Below are 19,633 nucleotides of genomic sequence, written 5' to 3'. Positions count from 1 at the left end.
ATTGGAATAATCAAAATTAGGGGGTTGAAATTATGAATCGTCATTATCGTCGAACCATGCTCTTGTTCGTTATTGCACTTATGTTCGTGTTATCTGCGTGTGGTTCCTCAGCCAATACATCTTCTTCTTCGGCAACGCAGGCACCAGCTACGGACAAGCCTAAAGAAGCTGAACCTTCTGCAAAAAAGGAAGAGAAAGAGAAAGTTGTATATATAGGCATTGTTAACGTACCCGTCACGCTGAACCAAATCAATGATCAGGGCGATTCTGCTGCTGATAATGCGATTGCATTAATAAATGACTCCCTTCTGGATTTAAATGAGAAGTTTGAATTTCTGCCAAAGATTGCTGAATCCGTAGAGACAACGGATAACCAAACGTTTGTCGTCAAGCTGAATCCTGCGGCTAAATGGAATGATGGGCAGCCGTTCACCACAGCTGATGTTGCTTTTACACTAAAAACAGCCCTTAACCCGAAGGTAGAAACCAACTTTAAGCTGAACTTCATCGAAGGCTTGAACGATGCCGGTAAGCTGGAAGAAGGAACGACCGAAATCAGCGGCTTGAAGATTGTAGATGACAAGACATTCGAGGTCAAAACAAAAACACCCATTGATCCTCTTATTTTCAAGGAGCGCTTCGGTACCAAAGTGTTCTTCTTGCCAGAGCACATTCTGAAGGACGTAGCGCCGGAGCAAATCTCCACGAACCCATATTTCCAAAAGCCAGAAGTTACGATAGGCGCTTTCAAGATCGCTAACTTTGCCCAAGGACAGTATGTTGAGGTGGTCAAAAATACCGACTATTACCGCGATGTCGCCAAGCTGGATAAAATTTTTATCAAAGTGCTGCCAGCCACCAACCTTGTCGCGCAGCTGCAAACTGGGGAAATTCAGATGAACTCTGTACCTGTAGGTCTCATCCCTATTACAGATTATGAGAAGGTCAAAGGATTTGAGAATGTCGACCTGGCCTCAGGAAACCCTTCCGTACCTCCTGAAATCTTTTTTAACAGTAACAAAATTGCAGATCCAAAGGTACGCCAAGCCATTGCTTATGCGCTCAACCGCACCTTGATTGTGGACCAGCTGCTTAAAGGTCAAGGAGAGGTCATTGACGGAGGTATTCCGAGCTACCACCCTTACTTTAATAAGGATATTGAGAACTATAGCTATGACCCGGAGAAAGCAAAGCAACTGTTAGAAGAGGCCAATTGGGATAAGAAACAGCCGATTGAATTCCTCGTTCCGGTAGGCAACAAAATCCGCGAGCAGGCTGCTGATATTCTTGTGCAAAACCTGACGGCTATCGGCCTCAACATTCAAGTGCAAAAGTTTGATTTCCCTACATTAATCCAAAAGGTACTAAAAGGCGATTACGACATTACCATCTTCACCCGTGACTTTTATATTGAGCCGAGCTCCTACTTCACTCTGTTCAAGAGTACCAATCCGGGCAACTTCTTGAATTATAAAAACCCGCTGGTTGATGAGCTGATCACTAAGGGCGAAACGGAAGCTGACCCGGCTAAACGCAAAGAAATTTATAACAAGCTCCAGGAGACCCTTCATGAAGATGTACCATCCCTGGCTGTTTATTCGGAAAAAAGATTACTAGCAGTGTCCAAGGACGTACTCGTTGGCAAGCCGCTCGATATTGGGATGTTCAACAACATTAATGAATGGGATCTTAAATAGGAGGAGGAGAGCATGGAGCATGAGTAAAAAACAACTGGTGAACTGGCTTGAAACCAATAGAACGACTTATGATGAGCTTGCGCTGCGCATCTGGAATCGCCCTGAGGTAGCTTATACGGAAGCCTTCGCCTCAAAGCTGCAGTTAGAAACACTGGAGGCAGCGGGTTTCCGAATTACTTCTGCCATAGGTGGCGTACCAACAGCTTTCGTAGCTGAGTATGGTTCGGGTGCACCAGTGCTCGGGATTCTTGGGGAGTATGATGCGCTTCCGGGGCTTTCACAGAAGGTTAGTGCGGTTCGTGAGCCTATTACTCCTGGCGGACCTGGACACGGCTGTGGCCATAATTTACTGGGGACGGCCGGTGTGGAAGCTGTAATCGCATTAAAGCAAAGTCTGGATAAGGAAGGATTGTCAGGTACGATTCGTTATTATGGCTGCCCGGCAGAAGAGGTTTTGTCCGGCAAAACATTTATGGCGAGAGCCGGTGCTTTTGATGATCTGGATGCTGCGCTCACCTGGCATCCCGGGACCTCGAATGCCGCTTGGAGCATTCGAACATCAGCACTTACTTCGGTTGAATTTTTCTTCAAAGGTCGTGCTGCACATGCAGGCGTAGTTCCGCACTTGGGACGCAGCGCGCTGGATGCAGTCGAGTTGACTAATGTCGGGGCAAACTACTTGCGTGAGCATGTGCCAGAAGGATCGCGTATTCATTATACGATTACCAATGGGGGAGAAGCACCGAATATTGTGCCCGATGAGGCAAGCGTCTGGTACTACCTCCGCGGCGTCAACCGCAAGCATGTGGACGAACTGCTGGAGCGGTTGGTCAAGATCGCTCAAGGTGGTGCACTGATGACAGAGACATCAGTCACTTGGGAGATTAAAGCGGGTGCTTATGATTTGAATGTAAACGAAACGCTAAATCAATTGCTTGTGAAGCAACAGGACGCTGCAGGGGGGCTGAACTTCTCACCTGAGGAGCAAGAGCTGGCGACAGCTCTTGCAAGCACCCTCGATCCGGACTTGTTGCAAGCTGCTAAGAAACGTCATCAGGAGTGGGGAAAGACGGACGAGCTTCTGCCAACGGGTTTCTACGAAAACCGATCTACTTCACAGACAACGGGTGGCGGTTCCAGCGATGTTGGTGATGTTTCTTGGATTACGCCAGTGGGCCAGATTACGACGACCTGTGCGCCACTTGGCGTACAGGTGCATACCTGGCAAGCGACGGCTGCTTTTGGTTCGCCAATTGGTCTTAAAGGTATGCACCATGCCGCCAAGCTGCTGGCCCTTGCAGCTTACGAGCTGCTAACAGACGGCGGAGAGGGACTGAACAAAGCGCGAGCAGAGTTTCTAAACTCGACACAGGGCAAGCCCTATGTTCCGGCGATCCCGGAAGAAGTGCAGGCACCGGTTCTTATTTGAGAAGTTGAACGCGGACGGCGTCATTTTGTCAGAAGGGCGGTGAATCATATCACTAATCTATTGGAAATCGATCGGCTGCAAACTGTATTTTGGAATGGGAAAGAAGACGTAGTTGCTGTTCAGGATATTAGCTTCAATCTGAAAGCAGGGGAGACAATAGGTATTGTAGGTGAATCTGGATGCGGGAAAAGTGTGACCTCACTGTCAATCATGAGACTGCTCGGTAAGAATGGTCGAATTAAGCAGGGGGAAATTCGCTTTAACGGCCAGAATATAGCTGCGAATTCCGAAAAGGAGCTCCGTACCCTAAGGGGGAAGGAGATATCTATGATCTTCCAAGAGCCGATGAGCTCGCTGAATCCGGTTCTGACGATCGGACATCAGCTTGTGGAGATGATTCAGTGTCATACGAGTCTTACCCGCAGGGAAGCCAAAGCTTATGCGATTGAAATGCTGCATAAAGTTGGATTGCCTCAGGGTAAGAGTCTAATGAACACCTATCCGCATACGCTTTCTGGCGGGATGCGCCAGCGAATTATGATTGCTATGGCATTGTCTTGTAAGCCTAAGTTACTGATTGCCGATGAACCGACGACAGCACTTGATGTCACGATCCAAGCACAGATTTTGGAGCTGATGAAGGTGCTTCAGGAAGAGAGCAAGGCAGCGATTATGCTGATCACCCACGATCTGGGGGTCGTAGCCGAGATGGCGGATCGTGTAGTCGTTATGTATGCTGGCCAAATTGTAGAATCGGCGGATGTATTCACGCTCTTCCGTGAACCAAAGCATCCTTACACGCAAGGCTTGATGGCATCCATCCCGAGTATTCATGGAGAGAACGAACGCCTAGAGGCTATTCCCGGCACGGTGCCCTCGATCACCAAGATGCCTGAGGGCTGCCGCTTCCATACCCGTTGTGCCTGGGCGACCAACCGTTGCCAGCAAGAACAGCCTGAGCTTAAAAGTGTGGAGGGTGAGCATCAAGTACGATGCTGGGTCGTCGAAGAACAGGCTATCGCTTTATCACACACCGCAAATTCCCAGCAACAGGAGGCTAGCGTATGATGACCGCAGATTCTCCGCTGCTTCAAGTTGAACAGCTGAAGACGTACTATCCGATTAAAAAAGGCGTTTTCTCGCGTACTGTCGGTCATGTAAAGGCGGTAGACGATATTAGCCTGAGCATCCATAAAGGCGAAACGCTCGGACTTGTTGGTGAGTCCGGCTGTGGCAAGTCCTCCTTTGGTCGCTCGATTGTGCGACTTGAGGATCCTTTTGAAGGGCGGATATGGTTTGAAAATGAGGATATTACTTACCGGAAGCAAAAGGAACTGAGGGAGGTTCGTACCCGGCTCCAAATCATTTTCCAAGATCCATATGCTTCGCTTAATCCACGTCAACGAGTGGCTGACATTTTGGCAGAGCCGTATATTGCGCATCATTTAGCAGCAGGCAGTCAGGTACAGGCGCGTGTGAATCGATTGCTTGATATGGTAGGACTGCCACAAGCTTATAAGAATAGGTACCCGCACGAGTTCTCCGGTGGTCAGCGTCAGCGGATCGGAATCGCCCGGGCTATCGCATTTGAGCCTAAGCTGATCGTCTGCGACGAGCCGGTATCTGCGCTGGACGTATCCATTCAAGCACAAATACTGAATCTCCTGTCCGATCTGCAACAAGAATTGAATCTGACCTATCTATTTATTGCCCATGGAATCGGTGCAGTGAAATATATTAGCACTCGAGTGGCTGTGATGTATCTGGGGAAAATCGTCGAGATTGGCGATAAGGATGAACTATTTCGTAGTCCGAAGCATCCTTATACGCAAATCTTACTTCAAGCCTATCCGAAGCCAGATCCGACCCTGCGTGCAGACAAACGAATTGTCATTCAGGGCGATGTGCCGTCTCCGGCCAATCCTCCCAGGGGCTGCCGATTCCATACCCGCTGTCCGTATGCGCAGGAGCTATGTCGCCTTGAAGAACCGGCATTAGATGAGAAGCCGCATGCGGTTTCTTGTCATTTTCCTCTTGCCCAATAGAGTAATGAAAGAGAAGGGAGGAGCCGGCCATTTTTCAATACATTATCCGCCGAATCCTGATTGCGATTCCTGTCCTATTGGGGATTACAGTGCTTAATTATTTCATTATTAAGCTTGCGCCTGGAAATCCAGTTGATATGTTCATTGATCCGAATACCCCCAAGGAAGTCCTTGAGCTGAGGAAAGAGATTCTGGGTCTGAATGATCCTGTGATTCTGCAATATTTTAAGTGGCTGCTGAATCTGCTGCATGGTCAGTTAGGTTACTCTTTCAGCTCTTATGCACCCGTTACGAAGATCATCGGGGAAAGAATCGGTCCAACTTTACTGCTGGCCTCTGCTGCGCTCATCTTCGGTATGCTTATTGCCATTCCTGTGGGTATTCTTAGCGCGGTTAAGCAAAATACGAAGTTCGATTATATTATGACAGGCCTATCTTTTATCGGCACCTCTATTCCGCAGTTTTTCCTCGGTTTGGGGCTTATTTATGTATTTGCTGTGCAATTGAAATGGTTCCCCACGGGCGGGATGGCTACACTCGGCGGCGCAGGGGGCTTCTGGGATCGTCTTAGCCATATGATTCTGCCTGTGTTTGTACTAGGCATCGTCATTGCAGGGAAAAAAGTGCGCTATGTGCGGGCGAGTATGTTGGATGTAATGAATATGGACTACCTGCGTACAGCGAATTCTAAAGGCCTGCATCCGTTTATTGTCACGAATAAGCATGCGCTACGTAATGCGCTCCTCCCCATCATTACAGTGGTTGGCATGGAGATTCCCCTGTTGTTAGGCGGAAGTATTCTTATTGAGCAGATATTCCAATGGCCAGGTATCGGTCAGCTAACGATTCAATCCATATTGTCTCGCGATTATCCAATACTGATGGGGCTGAACCTGGTAGCGGCGCTGATTGTACTTACGACCAACTTGCTTACGGATCTACTGTATGCAGTAGCTGATCCGCGTATTAAATATACTTAGAGAGGGTGTTCGACTTGGCATTATCTCCGTATGAGCTTAATGAGGGCTCAATGTCTGCAGTGATCCCTGCTGAGAGCGTTAACCCGGAGACAGAGGATGCTTTTTTAAAGCAGTTATTTACTCGCTTTATTCGGCATAAGCTGGCCGTTGCTGGGTTAGTAATAACTGTGTTGCTTATCCTTGTGGCATTGCTGGCACCGTGGATTGCTCCGAACGATCCCAAAGAAGTAACGGGAATTTTCTCAGCAGCTCCTTCGGCAGAGCATTGGCTTGGGACGGATCAGGTTGGACGCGATGTTCTGAGTCGTCTCATCTATGCGACGCAAATTTCACTTATCGTCGGGTTCGTGACAGTAGCTCTATATGTGACTGCTGGAACGCTAATCGGCATCGTGTCTGCTTATTTTGGCGGCTGGCTGGATATGGTGATCATGCGGATAACGGATATGTTCATGGCGTTTCCCTTTCTGATGGTTATTCTTGTAGTCATTAGTATTCTAGGCTCGAACATGACGACGATTATTCTCGTCCTGGCCCTGTTCTCCTGGCCAAGCGTCGCACGACTCGTCAGAGGTAGCGTGCTTTCTATCAAGCAGCTTGACTACATTCATGCAGGCGTCGCTCTCGGACTGAGTACGCCGAGGATATTGTTCAAGCATATCTTCCCTAATGCTGTTGGACCCATCATCGTGAATGCGACCTTTGGCATTGCTTCTGCCATTATGAGTGAAGCGGGCCTTAGCTTTCTTGGTATGGGGGTGCAGCCCCCGACAGCTAGCTGGGGGAATATGCTCACGGACGCACAATCCTTGACGGTATTAACCGATCAGCCATGGCTGTGGGTACCACCGGGGGCAATGATTCTGCTCACGGTACTTGCAATTAATTTTGTAGGTGATGGTCTGCGCGATGCGCTGGATACCCGCCAGTAGCATGACGTTTCTTACATAAAAGGCCCATACCATGAGCGTAAAAGGAGTTTATCATGAAACCTGTTATCGGCATTACAAGCACATTAGCCAGATTGAACGCTTACAGTGAAGGGGTATACGTTCATCAGGATTATCACATTGCGGTAGAAGCGGCGGGCGGTCTACCCATCGTTCTGCCGCTTGCTTCAATTGAGACAGTCAAACAATTGATCGAACTATGCGACGGTCTGATTTTTACAGGAGGAGAAGATATCGACCCTTCCAGATACGGCGAAGAGACCTTACCTGAGCTTGGACAGACACTGGCGATTCGTGACGTGATTGAGCTGGAAGCGATTCGTTATGTTCTAGCAGCCGATAAGCCGCTGCTCGCCATCTGCCGCGGAGTACAGGTTCTAAATGTTGCCCTCGGCGGCACGCTCTATCAGGATTTGCCTAGCCAGTATGAGGGAGCTTTAGAGCATGTACAGCGAGGTGTTCCAAGAAGCAGCGATACTCATGATATTGTAGTTGCCCCGGATAGCCGATTAGCTAACATATTTGGGAGCACCCAAGTAAGGGTCAACAGTCTTCATCATCAGGCCCTTCGAGAACTCGGAGAAGGATTGCAAGTGACGGCAACATCACCTGATGGTGTGATTGAAGGGGTTGAGCATACGGGGAGAACGTTCACAATCGGAGTGCAGTGGCATCCGGAAAATATGGCAGCAGTTAACGAGCCACAAATGACGAAGTTATTTGCAGCCTTTGTGGAGCAGGGCCGTACGTAGGGAGATTGGAGTAAACAAAGTAACGGTGAATAAGGCTACGATTAGTATGATTAGGCAACTCCGCTGCTCCAGCTTGGATTGAAACCGCTGGTCATTATAAAAGTAAATATATGATACGAAAAAAAGGATTCGATACATGTGTTATCCAGGCAGGTTGGCTTTGCAAGAGTGACTGCCCTTAGCGCCGATGCCGAATCCTTCTAATCGCTTGTGGTACGCTTGAGACGTATATTGGAAGCCTTGATCCGAATGGAGCATGGCATCCGAGGTACGTCTATTTTGCTTGTCCACTGCTTGACGGTATCCAGTACGAACTGCACTTTGTTGCGTTCTGACAACTGCCAAGCACTGCTTAAATTTCGAGTTTTACATTTTCCTCACCTGGAACAATTTCTATATTGGAAATCAGGTTATTTGCGACTGTAAAGAAATAATAAAACAGTTGGGGACTTCCCGGAAAATTGCCGCTGGTTAGGGAAGTTACAATGACTATTCCGTGTTTGTCTTCCACGTGTATAACCTCGGATCTCAGCTTAAATTCGTCATTGGAGTCTCCGCGCCACTTCTTAATAGCCTCAAGTCCATTGAAATGGTTGTTTTCACCAATATCGTGAACGTGAGCGTCTTTTGCCATGCAATCGTCAATGACAGAATTGTCATTGGTATTTAGGGTATCCATGTAAATTGCAATTGGTGTTGGTAGTTGAAAAGACATGATTACTCCTCCTTTGTAATTCAACTGTAACATTCATAACTAGACTACAGTATGTCATGTTATGAATGGTCTTATGATTCCGACCTGCAAAACAAATTCCGACTAAACTTATGAGTTAAGTATTGACACGAAAACGTCTATCTCTTACACTTAACTAAAATTAACCAAATAAAGAAACATCTGTTTCTATTATAGAAACAGATGCATGATACGGGGGATCGATTATGAGCGAAGTAATGCTAGATGGAGAGAATATAGAAATTGAAGATATTGTTAATATCTCCAGACATCATGTTCAGGTTCGAATTGCTGAATCTAGTAGAAAAGAAATTATTAAAGTCAGAGAATACATAGAGAAGAATTGGATCAGAAGTGACGCCCCCCCAATCTATGGTTTTAATACTGGCGTAGGTAAATTGAAAGATTTCAATATTTCGGTTGAAGATAATGATTTGTTCCAAAGAAATATTATTTTGTCGCATTGTGGGGGCGTTGGTGACCCTGCATCAGAAGAAGTGGTTAGAGCGACAATGGCGGTAAGACTAAATGCTTTTTGTCAGGGCGTGTCCGGGCTCAGAATTGAAGTGGTAGACAGGTTGGTCGAAATGCTGAATAAAGGCGTTCATCCTGTAATTCCTGTGCAAGGCTCAGTTGGAGCTTGCGGCGATCTCGCGCCTTTGGCACATATGGCCTCGGTTCTCATTGGGTATGATGCTGCTGAAGCCTACTACGAAGGTGAGATATTATCTGCTCCGGAAGCTTTAAAAAGAGCTGGGATCTATCCGATCAAATTCGAGCTGAAAGCAAAGGATGCACTCGCGCTCATTAATGGAACGACCATGTTCGCAGGGATGGCTGTGCTTAATTATTACGATGCTGCCAAGCTAGTAAAAGAAGCAGAGGCTTCTGCCTCGTTAAGTATTGAGGCTATGCGTGGAGAACTGGCGGCATTTGATGAGAGAATCCATCTTGTAAGACGGCAAAAAGGGCAAATAGATAGTGCCAGCAATATTAGAAGACTTGTCAGAGACAGCGAGCGCACGACCGAAGATGCAAGGAAAGTTCATCTGAAGCATGATGTCCTGCATCCAGAGTATCAGCCGCGCGTGCAAGATTTATATTCCATTCGCTGTCTGCCGCAAGTACATGGTTCATGTAGGGATAACCTTAACTATGTCAGAGAAATTCTGGAGCGGGAAATCAATGCGGCTACAGATAATCCACTTGTGTTTTGGAATGAACATGGGGAGCTTGATTTCTTAAGCGGAGGGAATTTTCATGGTGAACCGATTGCCTTTGCAATGGATATTCTAGCCATGAGTCTAGCGGAAATCGGGAATATTTCGGAACGAAGAATTTTTGCACTATGTGATTCAACGCTTAACTATGGATTGCCTCCAATGCTTGCCGGAGAACCTGCGGGTCTGAATTGTGGGTACCCTGTTATATCATGTGCAGCCGCAGCAATTGCCTCCGAGAATAAAACACTATGTTTTCCTGCCAGCGTAGATACCCTGTCTACTAAAAGCAATCAAGAGGATCATGTAAGTATGGCTCCTTGGGCATGCAGAAAGACAAAGCAAATCATAGATAATCTACCCAAGATTATTGGGATCGAATATTTGCTTGCCTCAAGAGCCATCTATATCACAAGAGATGTATTGGGGGATTTTAAACTAGGGGCAGGCACGCAAATCGCCTATGACGTGTTACTAGATAACATTCCGTTCACAGATAATGATACCTATATGCCTTCGCTTTCTAAGGGAGCTATAAAACTAGCTGAATCTGGTGAGATTGTAGGGAAAATCGAAGCTGCCATTGGAGATTTAATTTAGTAGATTCATGTTTCAAAACATACAAATAAGGGAGTGGATTTTCATGAAAAAGAGAGTTCTCAAACAATGGTTACTTATTAGCTTAGTAGGGGCGTTAGTGTTGGTATTATCGGCTTGCGGGGATAAAAATGACGACACTCAGGATGCACTGGCGGCTATAAAGGCAAAAGGGAAAATCGTGGTTGGCAATAATGCTGTATTCGCTCCATTTGGATTCCATGCCATTGTTGACGGCGCAGATAAGAGAGTTGGCTTTGATATTGACCTAGCTAAAGAAATTGCCAAGGATATCGGAGTAGAAGTGGAGTTTAAACAACTAGACCTTGATGCATTAATTCCAGCCCTCAAAGCTGGCCAGACTGACATCCTGATTTCAGCCTTATCAGCAACAGAAGAGAGAAAGAAGCAGGTAGATTTCTCGGATATTTATTATCTGTCCCAAGACATTGCGTTGATTCAAGCTTCGGACAAGGACAAATACAAAAGCCTGGACGATCTAAAAGGGAAGAGAATCGGTGTGCAGCTGAACTCTACGGAGCAAACGTTAATGGAAGCTCAATTCCCGAATGAAAATCTTGTGCTGATGGACAACATGAATACGCTAAACCTTGCTCTAAAAGCTAAGCAGGTTGATGTTGTTATTAGTGAAGGTCTTGTTGCAAAAGTTGCTGTAGCTGCAAATCCCGAGCTTGCGATTGCTGATGGAATCGTTATAGATGATTCTGCTTTAAACAGCGCTGGAGTTGGAGTTGTCGTCAAAAAGAATGAAGATGCTTTGCGTGAATCGATCAACAAAACCATTAAACGACTTCAGGATTCTGGAGATCTTGATAAATATATTCAAGCCGCTTCCGAATTGGCCGCAAAAAATCAGAAAAATGAATAGAGAGTCCGAATTAAATATGCCTGGATAAGGTTTACGTGCATGAAGAGGAGGCATATCATTGCTTGATTTTAGTTCTCTAGATCGCTATATTCCTAAATTTCTTGAAGGTTTGAAAGTCACCATAGGCTTATCAATAGCAACCGTTATTTTAGCAACGATTTTAGGTTTCATCATCTATTTCATGAAAGCCTCCAAGTCCGGCATCGGGAAATTTAGACCTATAAGCGCGTTTGCTGTGGTTTTTATCGAACTGATGAGAGGAACTCCATTGCTATTACAGATACTGCTTGTTTTCTCGGGTGGTAAAATGCTGCTGGGTATTGATATCTCAGCCTTTGAGTCGGCTGTTATTGCTATTACCTTAAATGCCAGTGCATTTATAGCTGAAATTGTAAGAGCAGGTATCGAGGCTGTTGATAAAGGGCAAATGGAAGCAGCAAGAAGCTTGGGCATGTCTCGTAGCTTGGCTATGAGGCTTGTCATTATGCCACAGGCAATCAAAAATATTTTACCGGCTATCGGCAATGAGTTTGTGAATATCATAAAGGCTTCATCCATGGCCTCCGTAATTGGCGTTGGGGAATTGACATTAGCAGCCAAGATCGTGCAAGGAGCCACCTATCTTGCTCTTGAACCATTAATAATTTCGGCCGTGTTTTACCTTATCCTAACCTTCTCATTGGGCAGGTTGATGGGCTGGATCGAAAGGAGACTTAAGAGCAGTGATATACGTTAAGGAGCTGTATAAAAACTTTGGGAAGACCCCTGTATTATCGGGCATCAATCAGCATTTTAAAAAAGGGGAAGTAACGGTTATTATTGGTCCCTCCGGTTCGGGTAAGTCAACTTTGCTGAGGTGCTTGAATCTGCTGGAGACCCCCACTTCTGGATCGATTATATTCGATGGTGGGGATATTACGGATAAAAAAGCGGATATCAATAAGATTAGGCAGAGAATGGGCATGGTATTCCAGCAATTTAACCTGTTCCCCCACAATAATGTGATCAATAATATTATGCTCGCTCCTGTCCATGTGAAGAGGATGTCTCAACAGGATATTTATAAACGTGGGTTAGAACTGTTAAATCGGGTGGGCTTGTCCAGTAAAGAAAAGGATTACCCGGCTTCTCTCTCAGGGGGACAAAAACAGCGAATCGCAATAGCGAGAGCCTTGGCCATGGAACCGGAAGTCATGCTCTTTGATGAGCCTACATCTGCGCTAGACCCTGAAATGGTGGGGGAAGTACTGGATGTCATTAAAAATTTGATTAAAGAAGGGATGACAATGGTGATTGTCACCCATGAGATGGGGTTTGCCAGGGAAGTTGGCGATCGGATTCTATTTATGGATAGAGGGATCATTCTAGAAGAAGGCACTCCAGAGGAAGTATTTTCTAACCCTAAGCATCAAAGAACAATAGAATTCCTATCGAAAGTTTTATAAGGATAAGGAGAATTTATGTCAGGGAATGATACAGACCAACTGCAAACACTGGATAAGGGATTAGAAGTTCTAATGAGACTGGTTGAACGGGATGGAGCATGGGGAGTTGCTGAACTCGCAGCTGCTTCCGGCTTTAATAAATCAACCACTTTTCGTATTCTTCGTACACTTCAACGGCGGGGATTCGTTTCCCAGTTGCCGGATGGAAAGTATGAAGTACGTGTGGAAATATTTCAATTTATTATGGAGCGTTTGTCCGGGAGATTGAACTTCCAGCGGATTGCACGTAACGAATTAGAACGTCTGGCTCATGAAGTGAGAGAAACGGTTACCTTATCTACTATTTCTAATCGTCAGGTGAAGTGTCTGGACAAAGTGGCTAGTCCGGCAGCCGTCCATGTCACACATTTGCTCGGACGTTTGAGTCCAATGAATAAGGGATCGTCGGGGAAGGCGATGCTTGCTTTTCTTGACCAACAGGAGCAGGAAACATATATGGATTCCTCTGCGTCGAAGACATCTTCTGAACATGAAACTGTGGATCGCCAGAAATTATTAAATGACCTTGTGATCACCCGTCGCATGGGATATTCGGAATCACACCAAGAACTGGATCAAGGTGTCAGTGCGGTAGCAGCTCCGATATTCGACCGTTTTGGCCGGGTGATCGGTAGCCTTACCGTTCTAGGTTTTACGCAGGATTTCACACCTGATATTTGCATACAATATGGATCAGCCGTTAAAAAAGCAGCAGCTACAATTTCAGCGTCCCTCGGTCATTCCTTGACACCAAAACCAATTTGACAGAAGCTTGATATTCAAATATTTTAGTTTTGGCATGGAGGTTAAAGGGTATGAACTTTGATGTAATTATCATCGGTGCAGGTTCAATGGGAATGGCGGCAGGTTATTTTTTAGCCAAGAGTGGCAAGAAAACCTTATTACTAGACTCCTTTAACCCACCACATAATAAAGGAAGTCATCACGGGGAAACTAGAATTATTCGACATGCTTATGCCGAGGGTGAGGAATATGTTCCATTTGTTCTGAGAGCGCAAGAATTATGGAGTGATCTAGAACAGGCTACTGGAAAGCAATTGTTTCTTCAAACAGGGGTTCTCAATGTAGGTGAGGAAGGGTCCGATTTTACACGGAATATTATTTCTAGCGCTAAAAAATATTCGTTGCCACTCGATATTATGAATGCTGAGGAAGTTCATCATCGTTGGCCTGGGATCACCTTACCTGACGATTATATTGGGTGCTTTGAACCTGCGTCGGGAGTGCTGAAAAGTGAGGAATGTATTCAAGCTTATAAAGAACTTGCCGAATCGCACGGGGCGATAATCCTCACCAATAGTAGAGTACAAGATATTTCCGTTCTAGACGACAGAGTAATCATTAAAACGGACGAACAGACCTTTTACAGTGATGCATTAGTTGTTTCTGCAGGGTCATGGTCAGGGGGGGTACTCTCTACGATGCTCGATTTGGACCTTCCTCTTACAGCCGTGCGAAAAACATTTGCTTGGTTTGACGCTAATGAAAATATTTATAATCATGATCAGTTCCCTGCCTTTAACTTTGAGACTCCTGAGGGCATCTATTACGGTTTTCCAAGTATGGATGGCTGCGGCTTAAAGGTAGGTCGACATGATGGCGGAGATGAAATAAATCCAGATGAATCGATGCAAGAGTTTGGTGAAGTAGCAGGCGATAAGGAAGATTTGAGGGAATTTTTGAATGGATATCTTCCTGATATTGAGCAATTGAAGTATGGAAAAACGTGCATGTATCCGATGATCCCTGATGAAAAATTTATTATTGATTTACATCCAAGGTATCCTAACGTTGCAATTGCAGCAGGGTTCTCTGGACATGGATTCAAATTTAGCAGTGCAGTTGGACAAGCCTTGAGCAACCTGATTATTTCAGGTAAGAATGACATTGATATTTCGCAGTTTTCGCTCACGGGGCGATAACTAGAGCAGGTACTTAAAAGGTGACTTCTGAATGAATCAGAAGTCACCTTTTTTGTTCTTGTCCTATAATTCCCACTAAGAAGAGATTTCCAAAATTTAAAAGCGGCTTGACGAACGAAAAAGTTCAAGATATTATTGAGCAGTAAATTAGTAATTTAGTAAATTAGTAAATGAGAAGAGGGAGCAAGATGAAAATTCCTACAACGTTAAAGCATAAACCTGTAGTTGTAGTGGAGAATTATGAGAAGGTTGACGGCCGATTGGCGAGAAACACGGACGCGCAGGGCCTTTCCCTGGGATTGGCGCAGTGGAACGATCGGGGAAAGGTCGATATTTCGGCTAAAGTATGGAGATACACGGGAGAAAAGTGGTCAAGACAATCGGAAGAACTGCCTCTCCATCGTGTTCTGGATTTGTCCATTTTGATCTGCCGGACCTTGGCCCATTTTCAAGAGGCTTATCGCTATGAGCATTTATATGATCCGAAGCAGCCGGTTCTCGATCGTATTGCCCTGCAAGGTGATGCTATGACTGTGGCGGTCGATGTCGCCAATGAAAAGATTAATAAAGATATTCAGCTGTTCAGTCAGGCACTGAGTGATGATGATGAAATGATCAGCGAGCGTCTGAGTGCGCTATCGAAAATTTTAGAGGATATGGGGTATTAAAAATGTTTGCGAATCGCTATGTTCGAACAATTATCCTCTCCCGGGTCCTGCTGCAACTGGGGATATGGATCCGTAATTATGCTGTCCTGCTGTATGTTTCCGAACTGACGCATAATAATCCGGTGGATATATCATTGATTTCGGTTGCAGAATTTGCACCGATCTTTATATTTGGCCTGATTGGCGGAACCTTTGCCGACAGGTGGCGGCCAAAGAGAACGATGGTCTGGAGTGATTTGTTGTCTGGTTTGTCCGTTGGGGCTGTGCTGCTAGCGGTCATAAACGGCGGATGGGTTGCCCTTCTGATCGGGTCTTTTGTTTCTGCCAGCTTGTCGCAATTTTCTCAGCCTTCGGCGATGAAACTGTACAAGCGACATGTACCTGCTGAACAACTGCAGGGCGTGATGGCAATGTCTCAAACGTTGGTCGCTGTCTTTACGGTGCTTGGACCGGTCATCGGTACGTTTATTTTTATTAAGTTTGGGATTAACGTTTCTCTGATTTTGACGGCAGTGATGTTCCTGGGCTCTTCCTTCATACTATCAACCCTTCCGCGTGATGAGGCAGAACCGAAGTCAGAGAATGCCGGTGGCTTCATCAAGGAGCTGACGGCTGGACTACGTTATATCAAGAACAATAAGTCGTTAAGAACGCTGAGTATGACATTCTCAGCAGTCGGTTTGGCTTCCGGATTGACTCAGCCGCTGCAAATCTTCTTGGTTATCGAAAACTTGGGACGGGATAGACAATTTCTGCAATGGCTCGTGATGGCCAATGGTGCAGCTATGCTGGTAGGCGGAGCCGCCATTATCGCGATAGCCAAGAAGTTTAAGCCACAGACATTGCTTTTAGTCGGCTTGCTTGTCAATGCCGTCTGTACGGTGGGAATGGGCGCGTCCAAGCAAATTTGGCTGACTATTGTTCTGCTCGTAATCAGCGGTCTGTTCTACCCTTGTATCCAAGGTGGAATTCAGACGCTTCTTGTACGGAACACAGAGGGAGCGTTTATTGGCCGGGTATCCGGAACGATTATGCCGATTTTTATGGGGATGATGGTCGTTGGGATGTTCATCTCCGGTTATCTCAAGGATGCGTTTTCCTTACTAGGGGTATTTGCGGCGAGTGGTATGTTTGCGATGATCGGTGCGCTGTTGCTGCTTCCTATTGTTGTTAAGAAGAGTAGTAAAGCCGAAGCAGGCCCGACAGCATGACGGGCAAGAAGGAGAGATAAATAATGCAAGAACATGAGGAATATTATTTGTCACCTGAGAGATCATTGACGGATGCGGAAAAAAAGCTGATGTGGCAAAAGCCCATGTCTCATAAGCCCGGCGAAGAAGAACAGCGTATCAGTAACGAAGTGAAACGGAACTGGAATCGCGGTGAAATGAAAATTGCTAATATTCTATTAGAAGGCGATGCTGGTTCCGGCAAAACCCAATTGGCAAAAGCATTATCCGCTAATTTTGGGCTCCCCTACACAAAGGTGACCTGTTTTGCGGACATGGATAAATCGGATATCATTGGCGCGATTTTACCGGTAATTTCTTCTGAACAATTAGAGAAACTGGAGCCTGTAGAGCAAGCGGTTTTGAAAGCTCTGTATGAAAGCGACGGGTTTCAGAGCGCTACTGAAATTTTAATGGATGCTTTGGAGATTACCCAAGAAAAAGCAGGCTTAAAAATGAAGCAATTGCTGAAGCTAGCTGCAGAACAAAGTGATGGTGAAACTGTGGAGTACCGTTTTTACCCTTCAGAGATCGTTAGGGCTTATCAGCAAGGCTATCTTCTAGAAATACAGGAACCAAACGTCATTCGTGATGCAGCGGTACTCATGGCGCTCAACTCTGCTTTGGAACTGGACGGCAGCATTAATCTTCCTACTGAAATCATTCACAGACATCCCGACTTTATCGCAGTCATTACCACCAATCGGAGTTATGCTGGGGCGAGACCGCTCAATGAAGCGTTGCGGGACAGAGTCCAACATTCGGAGAAGATGAATCTGCCAACGAAAGAAGTCATGGTTGAACGGGCAAAAGTCAAAACCGGTTATCAAGATGATCGAGTACTCAGCGTATTAGCAGATACGATTATCATTTTGGATACTACAGCCCGGACCAATGCCATCAAAGGTGTGGCGGGAATGCGTTCCTTCTTTTACTGGGCAGATGCGGTTGCGGGAGGCACCTCGGCCAAAGAGTCTTTGTATCATAAGGTGATTTACAAAATAACCACCGATGCAGAGGAAATTAAAATTTTGGAAGAAGCGCTCGAAAAACATGGTCTGATCATAAGCTTAGAGACCGTTGCGACGAGTGAGGTAAAAAAAAACGAAAATCTAGCGATGACGCAGCAATAGAGATCAAGCTATGGGGAGATATTGGCGCTACTGAGGTTGATCATGACAACGGGGCAGACGAAGAGGGAATCGCACTAAAGAAATCTGTGGATAGTGAAGAGAACTCTTCCCGTGTATCCGATGACTCCACTGACATGAGAAGTACGGATACCGGAGAAAACGGCTCTCCGCAATACCATAAGGCCAACCCCGAACCGATGTCTGAGGAGGAGAAACAAAAAGAGCGCAAATTCCGTAAAAAACTAAATCAGACTGCAAGAGCGATGGTGTCAGATTCCATTCATGAGCGGGTTAAACTTATTGTTCATCGTCCCGATTACGATCAGAAACTCAAAGCGGAATATGCCACTCTAAGCAAGGAGCTTATGCCGATCGTGCAGGAAATTGCCAGAAAGACACTTCCGCTCCTGGAACATGAGACATCTTCCGATTTTGAGCGGAATCGTTACTATGGCAGTAAGTTTCAAGCAGACAGTGTGGCGTATAAGGATTATAGGTATTTTTCCAAAAAACGTCCTCCAACGGAATCCCCTTCCCTTGTGGTTGCTCTAAGAGTGGACGAATCCGCATCAATGGCAGCATTCGGGAGATTAGAAGTGGCCAAGCGAGCAGTCATCGCGGTATATGAGTTTTGTCAAATCTGCAATATTCCTGTATTAATCTATGGCGATACTGCGGATGTGTCCAGGTTGGAGCAAATGTCGATCTTTGCTTATGCGGACTTTGATAAACGAGATGACAATGACCGGTACAGGCTGATGCGTATTCAGGCTCGAAGCAACAATCGTGACGGAATGGCCCTTCGAATTATGGGAGAACGGTTAGCCGTTTCATCAGAACAGACCAAGCTGTTGATTAGTATTAGTGATGGGCAGCCCAAAGCAATGGACAATTATACTGGAAGATATGCCATTACAGACATGCAGCAGACGATAGAGGAATATGAACGGAAAGGCATCACCTTTCTTGCAGCCGCAATCGGCCAAGACAAGGATGTCATTAGTGAGATTTATGGTAACGAAAGATTTTTGGACATTACAAATTTAAGTGAGCTTCCTGCGAAGCTAGTGCGGATTATTGCCCGGTATTTGTAGGTTCGATGAATATTGATTATATAGATTGAACTGAAAAATAAAAGAGGGGGTAGGAGTGAAGGGAAGGTTTGGAACTGTAGGAGCGGTAGCGACCGCCTGAAAGCTTTCCGCAGGAAAGCTCGCATCGGAAGCATAGGCTGTACGCAGATTTCAACCGCAAGTAGCTTTGTAATTGAAAGAAATCTGGAAACAACAGCGGCCGAAAGTCCAAACATTTTCGAAATGACGTATTTACTCCAACTAAAGTTTTTAAGTTCAATTTATATAGCTAAGATGAGGAGAGAAAGATATGGATATGAAGAAGCGCAAGGAGCTGCTTGAGGAATACAAGCAAATTAAGGTTTATATGGGTGTCGCCCAAATCAAAAATAACGTCAACGGCAAAATCTTCATCGACAGCTATCCCAACTTGAAGAACAAATGGTTTACTCTCCAGATGCAGCTGGATCAAGGACGATTCGCAAATGCCCAGTTGCAAAAGGATTGGAAGGAATTCGGAGCGGATGCGTTCACTTATGAGGTATTACAGCAGAAGGAAACCGATAAGATCACGGATATACGGTGGGAACAGAAACAAATCTTGAAGCCTTGGCTAGAGAAGCTACAGCCCTATGAAGACAAAGGATACAATAAGCCTCCAAAGGAGTAAATGAATAATACATGGAAGAGAAATGGCCAAGGCAATCGGAGGAATTACTACTCCATCGCGTTCTTGATTTGTCCATTCAACTCTGCTGGGAGTGGCAGTTATTCGGATAAAGGTACATCCGCGTGCCTGCCACTTTTTTAT

The 19,633-nt window shown here is 45.7% G+C and carries 21 protein-coding genes; 19 read left to right on the top strand and 2 right to left on the bottom strand.

Going from position 1 to position 19,633, the window contains the following annotated elements; translation table 11 throughout:
• Positions 1-32 precede the first annotated feature (32 nt).
• From ACFVRY_RS18345 to ACFVRY_RS18315, 7 genes are read left to right on the top strand one after another with little or no spacing between them, the layout of a single operon-like run.
• The gene (locus ACFVRY_RS18345) at positions 33-1,697 is read left to right on the top strand and encodes an ABC transporter substrate-binding protein (RefSeq protein ID WP_387501704.1); all 1,665 of its coding nucleotides are present in this window, start codon (positions 33-35) and stop codon (positions 1,695-1,697) included.
• Positions 1,698-1,716: 19 nt separating this feature from the next.
• Positions 1,717-3,126, top strand: a complete 1,410-nt coding sequence (locus ACFVRY_RS18340; protein WP_387501703.1) for an amidohydrolase — start codon at positions 1,717-1,719, stop codon at positions 3,124-3,126.
• Between the two features lie 48 nt (positions 3,127-3,174).
• Positions 3,175-4,194, top strand: a complete 1,020-nt coding sequence (locus tag ACFVRY_RS18335; protein WP_387501795.1) for an ABC transporter ATP-binding protein — start codon at positions 3,175-3,177, stop codon at positions 4,192-4,194.
• On the top strand, positions 4,191-5,171 hold the full coding sequence (locus ACFVRY_RS18330; protein WP_387501702.1) for an ABC transporter ATP-binding protein: 981 nt from the start codon (positions 4,191-4,193) through the stop codon (positions 5,169-5,171). The genes ACFVRY_RS18335 and ACFVRY_RS18330 overlap by 4 nt, the downstream gene beginning before the upstream one ends.
• 29 nt (positions 5,172-5,200) lie before the next feature.
• Positions 5,201-6,151 (top strand): ABC transporter permease, encoded by a 951-nt coding sequence (locus tag ACFVRY_RS18325; RefSeq protein ID WP_387501794.1) that lies wholly within the window; start codon positions 5,201-5,203, stop codon positions 6,149-6,151.
• 50 nt (positions 6,152-6,201) lie between these two features.
• Complete coding sequence (opp4C, locus tag ACFVRY_RS18320; RefSeq protein WP_387501701.1) at positions 6,202-7,083, top strand: oligopeptide ABC transporter permease; 882 nt, start codon at positions 6,202-6,204, stop codon at positions 7,081-7,083.
• A gap of 53 nt (positions 7,084-7,136) precedes the next feature.
• The gene (locus ACFVRY_RS18315) at positions 7,137-7,853 is read left to right on the top strand and encodes a gamma-glutamyl-gamma-aminobutyrate hydrolase family protein (RefSeq protein ID WP_387501700.1); all 717 of its coding nucleotides are present in this window, start codon (positions 7,137-7,139) and stop codon (positions 7,851-7,853) included.
• A 141-nt stretch (positions 7,854-7,994) separates the two neighbouring features.
• On the opposite strand, the gene ACFVRY_RS18310 is transcribed toward ACFVRY_RS18315, so the two are convergent.
• Both ACFVRY_RS18310 and ACFVRY_RS18305 read right to left on the bottom strand, forming a co-directional pair.
• On the bottom strand, positions 7,995-8,198 hold the full coding sequence (locus ACFVRY_RS18310) for a hypothetical protein (protein ID WP_387501699.1): 204 nt from the start codon (positions 8,196-8,198) through the stop codon (positions 7,995-7,997).
• Positions 8,199-8,205: 7 nt separating this feature from the next.
• The gene (locus ACFVRY_RS18305) at positions 8,206-8,568 is read right to left on the bottom strand and encodes a nuclear transport factor 2 family protein (RefSeq protein ID WP_387501698.1); all 363 of its coding nucleotides are present in this window, start codon (positions 8,566-8,568) and stop codon (positions 8,206-8,208) included.
• Positions 8,569-8,792: 224 nt separating this feature from the next.
• Here ACFVRY_RS18305 and ACFVRY_RS18300 point away from each other — a divergent pair, with 224 nt between their 5' ends.
• The 12 genes from ACFVRY_RS18300 (at position 8,793) to ACFVRY_RS18245 (ending at position 19,602) form a co-directional block, all read left to right on the top strand.
• On the top strand, positions 8,793-10,406 hold the full coding sequence (locus tag ACFVRY_RS18300) for an HAL/PAL/TAL family ammonia-lyase (protein ID WP_387501697.1): 1,614 nt from the start codon (positions 8,793-8,795) through the stop codon (positions 10,404-10,406).
• A 43-nt stretch (positions 10,407-10,449) separates the two neighbouring features.
• Entirely contained in the window at positions 10,450-11,292 is an 843-nt protein-coding gene (locus ACFVRY_RS18295) for a transporter substrate-binding domain-containing protein (RefSeq protein ID WP_387501696.1), read from the top strand.
• 58 nt (positions 11,293-11,350) lie between these two features.
• Positions 11,351-12,028, top strand: coding sequence for an amino acid ABC transporter permease (locus tag ACFVRY_RS18290; RefSeq protein ID WP_387501695.1), 678 nt, complete (start codon positions 11,351-11,353; stop codon positions 12,026-12,028).
• Complete coding sequence (locus ACFVRY_RS18285) at positions 12,015-12,737, top strand: amino acid ABC transporter ATP-binding protein (protein WP_387501694.1); 723 nt, start codon at positions 12,015-12,017, stop codon at positions 12,735-12,737. Before ACFVRY_RS18290 ends, ACFVRY_RS18285 begins: the two co-directional genes overlap by 14 nt.
• A 15-nt stretch (positions 12,738-12,752) precedes the next feature.
• Positions 12,753-13,541: an IclR family transcriptional regulator gene (locus ACFVRY_RS18280; RefSeq protein ID WP_387501693.1), complete on the top strand. Its 789-nt coding sequence runs from the start codon at positions 12,753-12,755 to the stop codon at positions 13,539-13,541.
• Positions 13,542-13,591: 50 nt separating this feature from the next.
• Positions 13,592-14,719 (top strand): N-methyl-L-tryptophan oxidase, encoded by a 1,128-nt coding sequence (gene solA, locus ACFVRY_RS18275; RefSeq protein ID WP_387501692.1) that lies wholly within the window; start codon positions 13,592-13,594, stop codon positions 14,717-14,719.
• A 188-nt stretch (positions 14,720-14,907) separates the two neighbouring features.
• Positions 14,908-15,387: a DUF6530 family protein gene (locus tag ACFVRY_RS18270; RefSeq protein WP_175372366.1), complete on the top strand. Its 480-nt coding sequence runs from the start codon at positions 14,908-14,910 to the stop codon at positions 15,385-15,387.
• Between the two features lie 2 nt (positions 15,388-15,389).
• The gene (locus ACFVRY_RS18265; RefSeq protein WP_387501690.1) at positions 15,390-16,598 is read left to right on the top strand and encodes an MFS transporter; all 1,209 of its coding nucleotides are present in this window, start codon (positions 15,390-15,392) and stop codon (positions 16,596-16,598) included.
• 23 nt (positions 16,599-16,621) lie between these two features.
• The gene (locus tag ACFVRY_RS18260) at positions 16,622-17,749 is read left to right on the top strand and encodes an AAA family ATPase (protein WP_387501689.1); all 1,128 of its coding nucleotides are present in this window, start codon (positions 16,622-16,624) and stop codon (positions 17,747-17,749) included.
• A gap of 86 nt (positions 17,750-17,835) precedes the next feature.
• Entirely contained in the window at positions 17,836-18,843 is a 1,008-nt protein-coding gene (locus tag ACFVRY_RS18255; protein WP_387501688.1) for a vWA domain-containing protein, read from the top strand.
• Positions 18,844-19,132: 289 nt separating this feature from the next.
• Positions 19,133-19,492, top strand: coding sequence for a GIY-YIG nuclease family protein (locus tag ACFVRY_RS18250; protein ID WP_387501687.1), 360 nt, complete (start codon positions 19,133-19,135; stop codon positions 19,490-19,492).
• An 11-nt stretch (positions 19,493-19,503) separates the two neighbouring features.
• Complete coding sequence (locus ACFVRY_RS18245; protein WP_387501686.1) at positions 19,504-19,602, top strand: DUF6530 family protein; 99 nt, start codon at positions 19,504-19,506, stop codon at positions 19,600-19,602.
• The last annotated feature ends 31 nt before the right edge of the window (positions 19,603-19,633 follow it).

The organism is Paenibacillus sp. NPDC057934, from assembly GCF_042887565.1.
GTDB lineage: Bacteria > Bacillota > Bacilli > Paenibacillales > Paenibacillaceae > Paenibacillus_AQ.
Note: the sequence above shows the minus strand (reverse complement) of the source record. Positions and strands in the feature narration are given on the sequence as shown.